Annotated in this window: 12 protein-coding genes; 11 read left to right on the top strand and 1 reads right to left on the bottom strand. The window is 61.0% G+C overall.

Annotated features, from left to right (window positions below):
- On the top strand, positions 1-768 hold the full coding sequence (locus LOY68_RS28995; RefSeq protein ID WP_054044133.1) for a TerB family tellurite resistance protein: 768 nt from the start codon (positions 1-3) through the stop codon (positions 766-768).
- A 144-nt stretch (positions 769-912) separates the two neighbouring features.
- Here LOY68_RS28995 and LOY68_RS28990 read toward each other — a convergent pair whose 3' ends face one another.
- Entirely contained in the window at positions 913-1905 is a 993-nt protein-coding gene (locus LOY68_RS28990) for an alpha/beta hydrolase family protein (protein ID WP_265041261.1), read from the bottom strand.
- Positions 1906-1978: 73 nt separating this feature from the next.
- Between LOY68_RS28990 and LOY68_RS28985 the strand changes: the two genes are divergently transcribed.
- From LOY68_RS28985 to trpE, 10 genes are all read left to right on the top strand, one after another.
- Entirely contained in the window at positions 1979-4372 is a 2394-nt protein-coding gene (locus tag LOY68_RS28985; RefSeq protein WP_265041260.1) for a PAS domain S-box protein, read from the top strand.
- Between the two features lie 104 nt (positions 4373-4476).
- The gene (locus LOY68_RS28980) at positions 4477-5106 is read left to right on the top strand and encodes a response regulator transcription factor (RefSeq protein ID WP_003210977.1); all 630 of its coding nucleotides are present in this window, start codon (positions 4477-4479) and stop codon (positions 5104-5106) included.
- Positions 5107-5541: 435 nt separating this feature from the next.
- Positions 5542-6666 carry an ABC transporter ATP-binding protein gene (locus LOY68_RS28975; protein WP_054044130.1) on the top strand — a complete coding sequence of 375 codons (1125 nt, stop codon included), beginning with the start codon at positions 5542-5544 and terminating at the stop codon, positions 6664-6666.
- Positions 6667-6714: 48 nt separating this feature from the next.
- Complete coding sequence (locus LOY68_RS28970; protein ID WP_265041259.1) at positions 6715-7758, top strand: ABC transporter substrate-binding protein; 1044 nt, start codon at positions 6715-6717, stop codon at positions 7756-7758.
- Between the two features lie 191 nt (positions 7759-7949).
- Positions 7950-9197: an ABC transporter permease gene (locus LOY68_RS28965; protein WP_265041258.1), complete on the top strand. Its 1248-nt coding sequence runs from the start codon at positions 7950-7952 to the stop codon at positions 9195-9197.
- Between the two features lie 13 nt (positions 9198-9210).
- Positions 9211-10035 carry an ABC transporter permease gene (locus tag LOY68_RS28960; RefSeq protein WP_054044127.1) on the top strand — a complete coding sequence of 275 codons (825 nt, stop codon included), beginning with the start codon at positions 9211-9213 and terminating at the stop codon, positions 10033-10035.
- A 221-nt stretch (positions 10036-10256) separates the two neighbouring features.
- Entirely contained in the window at positions 10257-11405 is a 1149-nt protein-coding gene (locus LOY68_RS28955) for an iron-containing alcohol dehydrogenase (RefSeq protein ID WP_054044126.1), read from the top strand.
- 116 nt (positions 11406-11521) lie between these two features.
- On the top strand, positions 11522-12196 hold the full coding sequence (gene rpe, locus LOY68_RS28950; RefSeq protein ID WP_054044125.1) for a ribulose-phosphate 3-epimerase: 675 nt from the start codon (positions 11522-11524) through the stop codon (positions 12194-12196).
- Complete coding sequence (locus tag LOY68_RS28945; RefSeq protein WP_163911307.1) at positions 12193-13011, top strand: phosphoglycolate phosphatase; 819 nt, start codon at positions 12193-12195, stop codon at positions 13009-13011. The genes rpe and LOY68_RS28945 overlap by 4 nt, the downstream gene beginning before the upstream one ends.
- 72 nt (positions 13012-13083) lie before the next feature.
- Positions 13084-14565: an anthranilate synthase component I gene (gene trpE, locus LOY68_RS28940; RefSeq protein WP_054044123.1), complete on the top strand. Its 1482-nt coding sequence runs from the start codon at positions 13084-13086 to the stop codon at positions 14563-14565.
- Positions 14566-14724 lie beyond the last annotated feature (159 nt).

Genomic DNA, 14724 nt, shown 5'->3' with positions numbered 1-14724 from the left:
ATGTTGTGGCCAGGGACTCTGATCGGAGCCGGAGCAGGTTTTGCCATAGCCAGCATTCCGGGGGCCATGCTCGGCGCATTGTTAGGGCAGGCGCTGGACCGGCGCCTGCAATTGCAGAGCTGGGCGCATTTGCGCGAAAAACTCGGTGGGCGACCGGTATTGCGCAACGATGAACTGTTGTTCGTGTTGCTCGGTCGGTTGGCCAAGTGCGATGGGCGCGTGGTGGACGGACACATTCAGCAGGCCCGTCAGGAGATGCGCTCGCTGGAAATGACCGAGTCGGCACAACGCCGTGCGATTGCCGCGTTCAATCGTGGCAAAACCGGGCACGACCGTTTGCGCGGTTATTTACGGCGCCTGAGTGCGCAGCCCCATGCAGCCGAAGGCGTGCTGCGCGCCTGTTGGCGAATGGTCTGGGCCGACGGTCGTGCAGGGGCCAGTGAGCGTGATCTGCTGGCGCAATGGGGCAAATGGCTGGGCTGGACGCCGCAACAGGTACTGGCGCTAGCGCATGACTATGAACCGCAGAAACGCCCGCAAGTCAGCAGCGCCGTGACTTATCAGGACGCCATGCGGTTATTGGGAGTGTCGGCCACCAGCGAGCCGGCGCAGATCAAGCGAGCGTATCGGCGTCTGCTCAGTCGCCATCACCCGGACAAGATCGCCGGTTCCGGGGCGACGGCGATGCAGGTGCGGGAAGCGACGGACAAGACCCGTGAGTTGCACAACGCGTATACGTTGATCAAGGAACGGCGGGATTTTCGTTAGCAGCCAGTATTTGTGTTGTCAGTGACGGCCCCTTCGCGAGCAAGCCCGCTCCCACATTGGTTCTCTGGTGTTCACACAATTTGTGGCACACAGAAGATCCCCTGTGGGAGCGGGCTTGCTCGCGAATGAGGGCGACTCGGTCTATCACTCCGACACAGGCTGCGGATTCAACCACCCACGCACCCGGCGAAACAACTGCTCTTGCTCAGCCTGGACATTGCCCGGCAATGCCTTGAGCGACACCTGGCTGAACGCCGAAGTCTTCAAGCGTTTGCTGGCCTGCATGCGTTCAAGCGCCGCGCTGCGATCCAGCGGCTTGTCCTTATAGAAGAGGTCGGCAGTCGGCAACTTCAAGGTTGGCGTCAATTCAGCCAACGGTGGTTGGACCGTCAACGGCGTCTGCGCCGCGACCATCACGAATTTTTCCACTTGCGACGGCTGCCTCTCGCTCAGGTAGCGCGCGGCCCAGTAAGCCCCGGTGCCATGTCCCAGCACGACAATACGCCGCGCACTTTGCTGTTCGGCATAGGCGATGGCGGCATCAATGCGCGCGAAGATGCGCTCGGCGTCAGCCTTGGACTGTTCTTCGGTGGTTTCCACGACTGCTTTGTCGGCGATGTCCGATTCACCGCTGGCCGCCTGCTCGATAGGCTTCGCGGTGGTCGAGTCTTTGCTGCCGGTATCAGGGGCTTTGATCGTCGGCGGGACTTCGACGACGCGCGGCGCAATGGCATCGCTTTGCAGGTCCGGCAAGGTGATACTCAGGCTGCTCCACTCGGCGTCCGGCAATTTGTTGCGCAAAGGGCTGATTGCTTGCGGCCAGTCAACGGTCTCGCCGGCGCCGGGGATGATAATCACCGCGCCCCTGGGGTCTGCGGTGTTGGCCGGTTTCCACAGGGCGAGAAACGTATCGGCACCGGCCTGAAGCTGTTGCTGTTCCTGGGCAGGAATTTTTCGCTCAAGTGCTGTCGCTTCTTCCTGACTACGCTCAAGCAGCGGCTGACGTTCCACCGGTTTTGTTTCTGCGGCTTTTTCGGTAGAAGCAGGTGCAGGGTCGGCGGCCTCGACGGAAAAGGCGCAAGGCAGGAACAGCGACAGGCACAATGCTGGCAGTGCCAGGCGGGAGACAGGGGGCATCGGATATTCCAGGCCAGAAGTTATTCCGGCAGCCTAATGGGTTGGTCAGTATTTGTCAGTGTGTGAGACTTCAATGATGCGTTTTCGCTGCCTGTGGGTTATCGGCTGTTTGTGGTTTCCCTTGATGGGCTGGGCGGCTCCCGCGCCCCCGGTGCATGTTGCACAGTTGTCGGCGGCCCAGCAGCAATGGCTGGCCGAGCATGGCGAATTGCGCGTCGGCGTTGTATTGCAATCGCCCTATGCGCAATACGATCGTCGCTTGCAACGCTTGTCCGGGGTCAACGTCGAACTGATGAAGTGGCTGGCCAAGGCGCTCAAGGTCGAACTCAGCTGGCGCAACTTCCCGGATGTGGAACAACTGGAAGCGGCGGTGCGCGAAGGTGAAGTCGATATCGCTCCCGGGCTGACCCAGACTCCTGGCGGGCTGCGGCTCTGGCAGTTCTCCGATCCGTACATGCGCGTGCCGCAACTGGTGGTCAGTGACCAGAAGGGCGCCGGTGTGGTGGAGCTGGAAAAACTCGACAGCCAGACTCGCGTCGCCGTGCGCATGCCCAGTGTTATCGCCGATTACCTGCGCAGCAACTTCCCCCATTTGAACCTGCAAGGCGTGCCGATCGAGCGTCAGGCGTTGCAGTTGCTGTTGAGTCAGCAGGCCGGTTACGCGGTGGTCGACGAGGCGCAACTCGGGCGTCTATCCGCCGAGCCGGAGTTCGCCGGGCTGGTGGTCGTGGGCGACATTGGCTTGCCGCAATTGCTGCGGGTGGCCACGCGACGGGACTGGCCGGAGCTGGCCGGCATCGTCGAAAGTGCGCTGCGGGCGATCCCGGCCAAGGACCTGGAGCAACTGCACAACCAATGGCTGCAACCCAAATACCCGCGACTGTCCGAGTCGCCGGGATTCTGGCAAAACCTTTGCCTGCTGTTGGCGGTGTTGTTGCTGAGCAGCATGGCCATCGTGTTCTGGCAGCGGCGCCAGCAACACAGCCTGGAGCAACGGCTGCTGGCGGCGCGGGAAGACATCGCCCTGCGCGAAGCGAGCGAAGAAGCCCTGCGCCTGACCCAGTTTTCCATCGATCAGAGCACCGTTGGCATCCTTTGGGTCAACTGGGACAGCCACGTGCGCTACGCCAACCGCGCCGCCGAAAGCATGCTCGGCTATCCGTCCGGCGGGATTATCGACCGCCCGTTGATCGACTTCGAACCTGGCCTGCACATGGACCGCTGGCTGAACCTGTGGAAACGCGCGCGGGCCAGCGAGGAGGGGCCGCAAAGTTTCGAAACCAATTGTGTGCGGGCCGACGGCAGCATCCTGCCAGCAGATGTGTCGTTGAGCTTCCTGCGGTTTCGCGACGGCGAATACCTGGTGGTTTACCTCAACGACGTCACCGAACGCCGGCGTGCCTTGGCCGCGTTGCAGGAAAGCGAGGCACGACTGCAAGGGATCGCCGCCAACGTGCCCGGATTGGTCTTTCGCCTGGAGCGGGCGCCGGTGACCGGGCAGATCGACTTTGCCTACATCAGCGAAGGCAGCGAGAGCCTGGTCGGTTACTCACCGGCGACTTTGGCCCATCGGGATAAAGGACTACGAAGTCTGGTGCATCCGGACGACAAGGTCAGTTATCACCTGACGCAGGATCATGCGCTGGACACCGACAGCGACTGGTCATGGCAAGGACGCATCCTCACGCGTTCCGGCGAGCAGCGCTGGGCCGAGATCAAGGCCATTACCCGGCAGCTGGAGGATGGCGCGTACGTCTGGGACGGGATTGTCTGGGACATCAGCGAGAGCAAGCGCATCGAGCTGGAACTGGCCAGCTCCCGGGAGCAATTGCGCGAGTTGTCGGCGCACCTGGAGAGTGTGCGGGAAGAGGAAAAGGCCCGCATCGCCCGGGAGGTTCATGACGAACTGGGGCAGATGTTGACCGTGTTGAAACTGGAAACCTCCATGTGCGAATTGGCCTACGCCCAGCTCGACCCAGGTTTGAACGAGCGCTTGAACAGTATGAAGCGACTGATCGCCCAGCTGTTTCAACTGGTGCGGGATGTGGCCACGGCGCTGCGGCCACCGATTCTTGATGCCGGGATCGCTTCTGCCATCGAATGGCAGGCCCGGCGCTTCGAGGCGCGTACACAGATTCCGTGTTTGGTTCAGGTGCCGGAGAATCTGCCGGTGCTCAGCGATGCCAAGGCGATTGGCTTGTTCCGCATCCTTCAGGAAGCGCTGACCAATGTCATGCGCCATGCCCAGGCGCATACTGTCGAACTGACCCTGGCGCTGGAAGGCGACGAGTTGTGTCTGACGGTCAGCGATGATGGCGTAGGATTTGTTCCCGCCACCGGCCGGCCAACCTCTTTTGGGGTGGTAGGCATGCGCGAGCGGGTGTTGATCATGGGCGGGCAGTTGTCGCTTGAGAGTGAGCCGGGGGAGGGCACGACCCTGAGCGTGCGAGTGCCTGTGGATCGCTAAAAGATCGCAGCCTGCGGCAGCTCCTACTGGGATATGCGTTCGGCGTAGGAGCTGCCGGAGGCTGCGATCTTTTTGGCATCAACGCATTTTATGAGGAGAGGCAAGTGATCCGTGTACTGGTAGCCGAAGACCACACCATCGTCCGCGAAGGCATCAAGCAATTGATCGGCCTGGCCAAGGACTTGCTGGTGGTCGGGGAGGCGAGCAATGGCGAGCAGTTGCTCGAGACCTTGCGTCATGTGCCCTGCGAAGTGGTGCTGTTGGACATCTCCATGCCTGGGGTCAACGGCCTGGAGGCGATCCCACGGATTCGCGCGTTGAACAATCCGCCAGCGATCCTGGTGCTGTCGATGCACGACGAAGCGCAAATGGCCGCGCGCGCATTGAAGGTTGGCGCGGCAGGTTATGCGACCAAGGACAGCGATCCGGCGCTGTTGCTGACGGCGATCCGCAAAGTCGCGGCGGGCGGGCGCTATATAGACCCGGACCTGGCCGACCGCATGGTCTTCGAAGTCGGCCTGACCGATTCGCGACCGCTGCACTCCTTATTGTCGGAACGCGAGTTCTCGGTGTTCGAACGCCTGGCCCAGGGCGCCAACGTCAACGACATCGCCCAGCAACTGGCCCTGAGCAGCAAAACCATCAGCACCCACAAGGCACGGCTGATGCAGAAGCTCAACATCACCTCCCTGGCGGAACTGGTGAAATACGCGATGGAACACAAACTCCTCTAATAAAGAACGCTTGCTACTGACTCACTGCAATCCCCCCTGTGGGAGCGGGCTTGCTCGCGAAGGGGCCAAGTCAGTCGACATCAATATTGCCTGACACACGCAATCCTGTAGGAGCAAGGCTTGCCCGCGAAGGCGGCGTGTCAGCCAACATCGATGTTGAATGGGCTGATGCTTTCGCGGGCAAGCCTCGCTCCTACAGGGATCGTGTTGGCATATCCATTTGCGACACCCCGAAAACCTGCTTTTGCCTGTCCTAGCGGCATGCAACTCACCGCTAGCCGCTGCGCTTACCAAATCACGCCATCCTTGTAGGGCAATCCCTACCCCCAACCTTCCATCCGGCTGAGGCGATTCTCTCCTGCGCCCCGATTTGCGTGGTCCCCAGCGTCCACTAGGCTTAGACCACAAGCAGTCATCAACAACAAAGGTGTGGGTATGAGCCAGGTCGATTCAAGTGCAGGGGCCAATGACATTCTGGTCAGCTTTCGTGGAGTGCAGAAAAGCTACGACGGCGAGAACCTGATCGTCAAAGACCTCAACCTGGACATTCGCAAAGGCGAATTCCTCACCTTGCTCGGGCCGTCCGGCTCCGGCAAGACCACCAGCCTGATGATGCTCGCCGGTTTCGAAACCCCGACCGCCGGGGAAATCCTGCTGGCCGGGCGTTCGATCAACAACGTGCCGCCGCACAAGCGTGACATCGGCATGGTGTTCCAGAACTACGCATTGTTCCCGCACATGACCGTCGCCGAGAACCTCGCGTTCCCGTTGACCGTGCGCGGCTTGAACAAGAGCGATGTCAGCGACAAGGTCAAAAAAGTCCTGAGCATGGTTCAGCTCGACGCCTTCGCCCAGCGCTACCCGGCGCAACTGTCCGGCGGTCAGCAACAGCGTGTGGCGTTGGCCCGTGCGTTGGTGTTCGAACCGCAACTGGTGCTGATGGACGAACCCCTCGGCGCACTCGACAAACAACTGCGTGAACACATGCAGATGGAAATCAAACACCTGCACCAGCGCCTCGGCGTGACCGTGGTCTACGTGACTCACGACCAGGGCGAAGCCCTGACCATGTCCGACCGCGTGGCAGTGTTCCACCAGGGCGAGATTCAGCAGATCGCCCCGCCGCGCACCCTCTACGAAGAACCGAAGAACACCTTCGTCGCCAACTTCATCGGCGAGAACAACCGTCTCAACGGCCGCTTGCACAGCCAGACCGGCGACCGCTGCATTGTCGAACTCGGTCGCGGCGAAAAGGTTGAAGCCCTGGCGGTCAACGTCGGCAAGACCGGCGAACCGGTCACGCTGTCGATTCGCCCGGAACGCGTGAGCCTCAATGGTTCGAGCGAATCCTGCGTCAATCGCTTCTCAGGAAGGGTGGCGGAATTCATCTATCTGGGCGACCACGTCCGGGTTCGCCTGGAAGTCTGCGGCAAGACCGACTTCTTCGTGAAACAACCGATTGCCGAGCTCGATCCCGAGCTGGCGGTGGGCGACGTGGTACCGCTTGGCTGGCAGGTCGAACACGTTCGCGCGCTCGACCCACTTTTAGAGGCGCATTGATCGCCCCGGCTACACCAACACCAACCCTGCACGTGGAGAGAACAATAAATGTTGAGATCCCTGAAATTCACCGCTTTGGTCGTGGGCATGATCGGTGCGGCACACGCGATGGCGGCGGGCCCGGACCTGACCGTGGTGTCCTTTGGCGGGGCGAACAAGGCAGCGCAAGTCAAAGCCTTCTATGCACCGTGGGAAGCGGCGGGCAACGGCAAGATCGTCGCGGGCGAATACAACGGTGAGATGGCCAAGGTCAAAGCCATGGTCGACACCAAGAGCGTGTCCTGGGACCTGGTAGAAGTTGAATCGCCAGAGCTGTCCCGCGGTTGCGACGAAGACATGTTCGAGCAGCTCGATCCGAAGTTGTTCGGCAAGACTGAAGACTACGTCAAAGGCGCGATCCAGCCGTGCGGCGTGGGCTTCTTCGTGTGGTCGACCGTGTTGGCCTACAACGCCGACAAACTGGCTTCCGCACCGACTGGCTGGGTCGATTTCTGGGACACCAAGAAATTCCCGGGCAAGCGTGGCCTGCGTAAAGGCGCCAAGTACACCCTGGAATTCGCTCTGATGGCCGACGGCGTTGCGCCGAAAGACGTCTATAAAGTGCTGGCCGGCAAGGATGGCCAGGACCGCGCGTTCAAGAAACTCGATGAACTCAAGCCAAGCATCCAGTGGTGGGAAGCGGGCGCACAGCCGCCGCAATACCTCGCTTCCGGTGACGTGGTCATGAGCTCGGCCTACAACGGCCGGATCGCTGCCGTACAGAAAGAAAGCAACCTGAAAGTGGTGTGGAACGGCGGGATCTACGACTTCGACGCGTGGGCGATTCCAAAAGGCCTGGATAAAACCCGTGCCGAAGCGGCGAAGAAATTCATCGCTTACTCGGTCATGCCGCAGCAGCAGAAGACTTACTCGGAAAACATCGCCTACGGCCCGGCCAACACCCAAGCCGTACCGTTGCTGGCCAAGGATGTGTTGAAAGACATGCCGACCACCCCGGAAAACATCGCCAACCAGGTGCAGATCGACGTCAGCTTCTGGGCTGACAACGGCGAGCAACTGGAACAGCGTTTCAATTCCTGGGCTGCCAAATAAGCCCACCTGTGGGCTTATCCACCCTTGTAGGAGCGAGGCTTGCCCGCGAAAGCGTCGGTACATTCAACATTGGTGTTGACTGACACACCGTCTTCGCGGGCAAGCCTCGCTCCTACAGGGGGATGTATAGCTAACAAGAACAGAGGCGGCCTGGCCGCCTCTGTAACGATCAAAGATTTCCGGAGTACGCCATGGCCACTGCCATTCCCCTGAACGCGGGCACTGACCCCACCTTGAAGCAGCGGCTCAAGCACGCCGAGCGGATCAACCGCTGGAAAGCACAAGCCTTGATCGCGCCACTGGTGCTGTTTCTGTTGCTGGTGTTCCTGGTGCCGATCGTGGCGCTGCTCTACAAAAGTGTCGGTAACCCGGAAGTGGTCGGCGGCATGCCGCGCACCGTGACGGCTATCGCCAGTTGGGATGGCCGTGGCCTTCCAGCCGAACCGGTTTATAAAGCCGCCAGCGAAGACCTCGCCGAAGCGCGTAAAAACCAGACCTTGGGCGACCTGTCCAAGCGCTTGAACATGGAACTGGCCGGCTACCGCAGCCTGCTGACCAAAACCGCCCGCGCCTTGCCGTTCGCCACCGAACCGACCTCTTATAAAGAAGCGCTGGAAAGTCTCGACGAGCGCTGGGGCGATCCAGCCTATTGGCAAGCCGTGCGGCGCAACACCAGCAGCATCACGCCTTACTACTTGCTGGCGGCGGTCGATCACCGGATCGACGACCTCGGCGAAGTGGCCCCGGCCACCCCGGATCAAGCGATCTACCTCGACATCTTCGCCCGCACCTTCTGGATGGGCCTGGTCATCACCGTGATCTGCCTGTTCCTCGCGTATCCATTGGCCTACTTGCTGGCGAACCTGCCATCGCGTCAAAGCAACCTGCTGATGATTCTGGTGCTGCTACCGTTCTGGACCTCGATCCTGGTGCGGGTCGCCGCGTGGATCGTGTTGCTGCAATCCGGCGGGTTGATCAACAGCGGCCTGATGGCCATGGGCATTATCGATAAGCCGCTGGAGCTGGTGTTCAACCGCACCGGGGTCTACATCTCGATGGTGCACATCCTGCTGCCGTTCATGATCCTGCCAATTTACAGCGTGATGAAAGGCATCTCGCCGACCTACATGCGCGCCGCGATTTCCCTCGGCTGCCACCCGTTCGCCAGCTTCTGGCGGGTGTATTTCCCGCAGACCTACGCCGGTGTCGGCGCCGGTTGCCTGTTGGTGTTCATCCTTGCCATCGGCTACTACATCACCCCGGCGTTGCTGGGCAGCCCGAACGATCAGATGGTCAGCTACTTCGTCGCCTTCTACACCAACACCAGCATCAACTGGGGCATGGCGACCGCGCTCGGTGGGCTGCTGCTGTTGGCGACCGTGGTGCTTTATCTGATTTACAGCTGGCTGGTGGGCGCCAGCCGCCTGCGCCTGAGCTAAGGGGAGAATTGAAATGCTGAGTCCTTATATGTCGCCCGTTGAGCGGGTGTGGTTCTACAGCTTGCGGATTCTCTGCGGCCTGGTTTTGTTGTTCCTGATCCTGCCGGTGCTGGTGATCATTCCGCTGTCGTTCAACTCGGGCAGTTTCCTGGTGTACCCGCTGCAAGGTTTTTCGCTGCACTGGTATCAGGACTTCTTTGCCTCGGCGGAATGGATGCGCTCGCTGAAGAACAGCATCATCGTCGCCCCGGCGGCCACGGTGCTGGCGATGATCTTCGGCACGCTGGCGGCGATTGGCCTGACCCGTGGTGATTTCCCGGGCAAGGCGCTGGTGATGGCGTTGGTGATTTCGCCGATGGTGGTGCCGGTGGTGATCATCGGTGTGGCGAGTTACCTGTTCTTCGCGCCGCTGGGCCTGGGCAACAGCTTCTTCTCGCTGATCGTGGTGCACGCGGTGTTGGGCGTGCCGTTTGTGATCATCACCGTGTCGGCGACCTTGCAGGGTTTCAACCACAACCTGGTGCGCGCCGCTGCCAGCCTCGGGGCTTCGCCGCTGACCGCGTTCCGTCGGGTGACCTTGCCGTTGATCGCGCCGGGCGTGATCTCCGGGGCGCTGTTTGCCTTCGCCACTTCGTTCGATGAAGTGGTGGTGACGCTGTTCCTCGCCGGCCCTGAACAAGCGACCTTGCCACGGCAGATGTTCAGCGGTATCCGCGAAAACCTCAGCCCGACCATCGCGGCGGCTGCGACGTTGCTGATTGCCTTCTCGGTGATTCTGTTGCTAACGCTGGAATGGCTGCGTGGCCGTAGCGAGAAACTGCGTACCGCGCAGGTTTAACGCGATCCCCTGTAGGAGCTGCCGAAGGCTGCGATCTTTTGACTTTGACTTTTTAAGATCAAAAGATCGCAGCCTCGTTTCACTCGACAGCTCCTACCAGCTCCCACATTGGTTTTGTGTGGTAGTCGAGATCTCTGGTCATTCGCGCCGTGAATAAACGACAAACCCCAATCCCCAGCTACTATTGTGCCCAGCTCCCATCACGATAAGAGGCTGCGCACATGAGTCTTTCCTCTTTCAAAATTGCCCACAAACTGATCACCGGCGCCGCTGCCATCGAGCAACTGGCCGCCGAGCTGACTCGTCTGGATGTCGATAACCCGCTGATCGTCACCGATGCCGCGCTGGTCAAGTCCGGCACGGTCGAGCTGGCGCTGGCCCATCTGGGTGGTCGCACCTACGAAATATTCGACCGCGTCCTGCCTGACCCGGAAATCGCCATCGTCGAAGACTGCATGCGCGTCTACCGCGAAGGCGGGCATGACGGCTTGATCGGCCTCGGCGGCGGCAGTGCCATCGATATCGCCAAGAGCGTGGCGGCTTACGCCGGTTATCACGGCGCGCTGGAGGATCTGTTCGGCGTCGATCAGGTACCGCGCAAAGGCCCGCCGCTGATCGCCATCCCGACCACCGCCGGCACTGGCTCCGAAGTCACCAACGTGGCGATCCTCTCCGACAAGCTCGCACAGTTGAAGAAGGGCATCGTCAGCGACTATCTATTACCGGACGTTGCACTGGTCAGCCCGCAAATGACCCTGACCTGCCCGCGCAGTGTCACTGCCGCCAGTGGCGTCGATGCGCTGGTGCATGCGATCGAGTCCTACCTGTCGCTGAATGCCTCGGCGATTACCGATGCCTTGGCGATCGGTGCGATCAAACTGATCACCCAGGCACTACCCAAGGCCTACGCCAACCCGGCCAACCTGCAAGCCCGCGAAGACATGGCCACCGCCAGCCTGATGGCCGGGATGGCGTTCGGCAATGCCGGGGTCGGCGCGGTGCATGCGCTGGCGTATCCGCTGGGCGGGCGCTACAACATTGCCCACGGCGTCAGCAATGCCTTGCTGCTGCCGTATGTCATGACCTGGAACAAGTTGGCCTGCGTCGAGCGCATGCAGGATATTGCCGAAGCCATGGGCGTGAAAACCGCGCACTTGAGCGCCATCGATGCGGCGGACAAAGCCGTGGAGGCGATGACCGCGTTGTGCCTGGCGGTGGAAATCCCGTTGGGCCTGCGCAGCTTCGGCGTACCTGAAGACGCGATCCCGGCCATGGCCGTAGAAGCGGCGGGGATCGAGCGCCTGATGCGCAACAATCCGCGCAAATTGAGTGCCGTCGATATCGAGAAGATCTACCGGGCGGCGTACTAGAGCCCCTCGGCACTTAATGATTGAAGGCAGGCCCAATCATCGCGGTCACAGTGCGCGCGTCAAAGCATGAGGTATACAATGCGCGCCATCGTGATTCTGCTCAGAAAAGGTGCGTCATGCAGCCCTTCGTAATTGCTCCGTCGATTCTCTCCGCCGACTTCGCCCGCCTGGGCGAAGAAGTGGACAACGTCCTGGCCGCTGGCGCCGACTTCGTGCACTTCGATGTCATGGACAACCATTACGTGCCCAACCTGACCATCGGCCCGATGGTCTGCGCGGCACTGCGCAAATACGGCGTGACCGCGCCGATCGACGCACACTTGATGGTCAGCCCGGTGGATCGCATCGTCGGAGACTTCATCGAAGCCGGCGCGACCTACATCACCTTCCACCCGGAAGCCACGCAACACGTTGATCGCTCCCTGCAACTGATCCGCGAAGGCGGCTGCAAATCCGGCCTGGTGTTCAACCCGGCGACTCCGTTGAGCGTGCTCGAATACGTGATGGACAAGGTCGACATGATCTTGCTGATGAGCGTCAACCCGGGCTTCGGCGGGCAGAAGTTCATCCCCGGCACCCTCGACAAACTGCGTCAGGCCCGTGCGCTGATCGATGCCTCCGGTCGCGACATTCGCCTGGAAATCGATGGCGGCGTGAACGTGAACAACATCCGCGAAATCGCCGCTGCTGGCGCCGACACCTTCGTGGCCGGCTCGGCGATCTTCAATGCGCCGAACTACCAGGAAGTGATCGAGAAGATGCGTTCCGAACTGGCGCTGGCTCGCCCATGAGTGGCTTTGAGCAGCTGTTCCCGGGGCGACTGCCGCGACTGGTGATGTTCGATCTGGATGGCACGTTGATCGATTCGGTCCCCGACCTCGCGGTTGCCGTGGATAACATGCTGCTCAAGATGGGCCGCGAACCCGCCGGCCTCGCGTCGGTGCGCGAATGGGTCGGTAACGGCGCGCCAGTGCTGGTTCGCCGTGCATTGGCGGGCGGTATCGACCATTCGACGGTCGATGACGGTGAGGCCGAAGGTGCGCTGGAGATTTTCATGGAGGCTTATAGCGAAAGCCATGAGCTGACCGTGGTTTACCCCGGCGTGCGCGACACCCTGAAATGGCTGCACAAGCAGGGCGTCGAGATGGCGCTGATCACCAACAAGCCGGAACGCTTTGTCGCGCCGCTGCTGGATCAGATGAAGATCGGTCGCTACTTCAAGTGGATCATCGGCGGCGACACCCTGCCGCAAAAGAAACCCGATCCGGCGGCGCTGTTTTTCGTGATGAAAATGGCCAACATTCCGGCTTCGCAATCGCTGTTTGTCGGCGATTCGCGCAGTGATGTGCTGGCGGCGAAAGCGGCGGGGGTCAAGTGTGTGGCCCTGAGTTATGGCTACAACCATGGTCGACCGATTGCCGAAGAATCGCCGGCGCTGGTGATCGACGATCTGCGCAAGCTAATTCCCGGTTGCCTGGACCCGGCCGCTGAGATAACGTTGCCCGACGCTGTTCAATCCCCTGCTGGAAATCCCATCGTGGTGGTCACTCGCAAACTCTGGATGAAAGTCATCAAGGCCCTGGCCCGCTGGCGTTGGCGCGCCTGACTTGTTCCTGGCCGGTATCCCGGCGCGTTTGCATACCTGACTGTTAGACCCTCAAGCCACGAGGCTACCCCCATGATCCGCGAAGAATTCCTGCGTTTGGCCGCTGCCGGCTACAACCGTATCCCGATGGCCTGTGAAACCCTGGCCGACTTCGACACGCCGCTGTCGATCTACCTGAAACTGGCCGACCAGCCCAACTCCTACCTGCTGGAGTCGGTGCAGGGTGGCGAGAAATGGGGCCGTTACTCGATCATCGGCCTGCCGTGCCGCACCGTGCTGCGGGTTCACGATCACCGCATCAGCGTGACCCACGACGGCGTCGAGATCGAAAGCCACGAAGCCGAAGATCCATTGGCCTTCGTCGAAGAATTCAAAGCCCGCTACAACGTGCCGACTATTCCCGGCCTGCCGCGCTTCAACGGCGGTCTGGTGGGTTATTTCGGTTATGACTGCGTGCGCTATGTAGAGAAACGTCTGGGCAAATGCCCGAATCCGGATCCGCTGGGCGTGCCGGACATTCTGCTGATGGTTTCCGACGCGGTGGTGGTGTTCGACAACCTCGCCGGCAAAATGCACGCGATTGTCCTCGCCGACCCGGCGCAGGCCGACGCCTTCGAGCAAGGCCAGGCTCGCCTGGAAGCATTGCTGGAACAACTGCGCCAGCCAATCACGCCGCGTCGCGGCCTGGATTTCAGCAAGCAACAATCCGCTGATCCGGTGTTCCGTTCGAGCTTCACTCAGGACGATTACGAAAAAGCCGTCGACACCATCAAGGAATACATCCTCGCCGGTGACTGCATGCAAGTCGTGCCGTCCCAGCGCATGTCGATCGACTTCAAGGCTGCGCCAATTGATCTGTACCGGGCGCTGCGCTGCTTCAACCCGACGCCTTACATGTACTTCTTCAACTTCGGCGACTTCCACGTCGTCGGCAGTTCGCCGGAAGTGCTGGTTCGGGTCGAAGACAACCTGATCACCGTGCGCCCGATTGCCGGCACCCGCCCACGCGGGGCCAACGAAGAGGCGGATCTGGCGCTGGAAAAAGACCTGCTGTCGGACGACAAGGAAATCGCCGAGCACTTGATGCTGATCGACCTCGGTCGCAACGACACCGGTCGCGTTTCGGAAATCGGGTCGGTGAAACTCACCGAGAAGATGGTCATCGAGCGTTATTCCAACGTGATGCACATCGTGTCCAACGTCACCGGGCAACTGAAGGCCGGGCTGACGGCGATGGATGCGCTGCGGGCGATTCTGCCGGCGGGCACTTTGTCTGGCGCACCGAAGATTCGCGCGATGGAAATCATCGACGAACTGGAACCGGTCAAGCGTGGCGTGTATGGCGGTGCGGTCGGTTACTTCGCCTGGAACGGCAACATGGACACCGCGATTGCGATCCGCACGGCGGTGATCAAGGACGGCGAACTGCACGTGCAGGCCGGTGGCGGCATCGTCGCCGACTCGGTGCCAGCGCTGGAATGGGAAGAAACCCTGAACAAACGCCGCGCAATGTTCCGCGCCGTGGCATTGGCCGAGCAAACCCCGGACGCTTGAGTCGCAGCACTGCACTGTACCTGTGGGAGCGAGCCTGCTCGCGAAGGCGTCGTGTCAGGCGACATGTGTGTTGACTGACACTCCCTCTTCGCGAGCAAGCCCGCTCCCACAGGGATTTCACCAGCATAAAAAAACGCGGCGCCTGTGAGGGCGCCGCGT

This window comes from Pseudomonas sp. B21-053 (assembly GCF_026016365.1).
Classification (GTDB): domain Bacteria; phylum Pseudomonadota; class Gammaproteobacteria; order Pseudomonadales; family Pseudomonadaceae; genus Aquipseudomonas; species Aquipseudomonas nunensis.
The sequence above is the reverse complement of the archived record's forward strand: the minus strand, read 5'-3'. Positions and strand labels throughout refer to the sequence as shown.

What these genes read in the sequence shown, in the direction of transcription:
- LOY68_RS28995 (WP_054044133.1), top strand. Translation starts at nt 1, where the DNA reads ATGTTGTGGCCAGGGACTCTGATCGGAGCCGGAGCAGGTTTTGCCATA.
- LOY68_RS28990 (WP_265041261.1), bottom strand. Translation starts at nt 1,905, where the DNA reads ATGCCCCCTGTCTCCCGCCTGGCACTGCCAGCATTGTGCCTGTCGCTG.
- LOY68_RS28985 (WP_265041260.1), top strand. Translation starts at nt 1,979, where the DNA reads ATGATGCGTTTTCGCTGCCTGTGGGTTATCGGCTGTTTGTGGTTTCCC.
- LOY68_RS28975 (WP_054044130.1), top strand. Translation starts at nt 5,542, where the DNA reads ATGAGCCAGGTCGATTCAAGTGCAGGGGCCAATGACATTCTGGTCAGC.
- LOY68_RS28970 (WP_265041259.1), top strand. Translation starts at nt 6,715, where the DNA reads ATGTTGAGATCCCTGAAATTCACCGCTTTGGTCGTGGGCATGATCGGT.
- LOY68_RS28965 (WP_265041258.1), top strand. Translation starts at nt 7,950, where the DNA reads ATGGCCACTGCCATTCCCCTGAACGCGGGCACTGACCCCACCTTGAAG.
- LOY68_RS28960 (WP_054044127.1), top strand. Translation starts at nt 9,211, where the DNA reads ATGCTGAGTCCTTATATGTCGCCCGTTGAGCGGGTGTGGTTCTACAGC.
- LOY68_RS28955 (WP_054044126.1), top strand. Translation starts at nt 10,257, where the DNA reads ATGAGTCTTTCCTCTTTCAAAATTGCCCACAAACTGATCACCGGCGCC.
- rpe (WP_054044125.1), top strand. Translation starts at nt 11,522, where the DNA reads ATGCAGCCCTTCGTAATTGCTCCGTCGATTCTCTCCGCCGACTTCGCC.
- LOY68_RS28945 (WP_163911307.1), top strand. Translation starts at nt 12,193, where the DNA reads ATGAGTGGCTTTGAGCAGCTGTTCCCGGGGCGACTGCCGCGACTGGTG.
- trpE (WP_054044123.1), top strand. Translation starts at nt 13,084, where the DNA reads ATGATCCGCGAAGAATTCCTGCGTTTGGCCGCTGCCGGCTACAACCGT.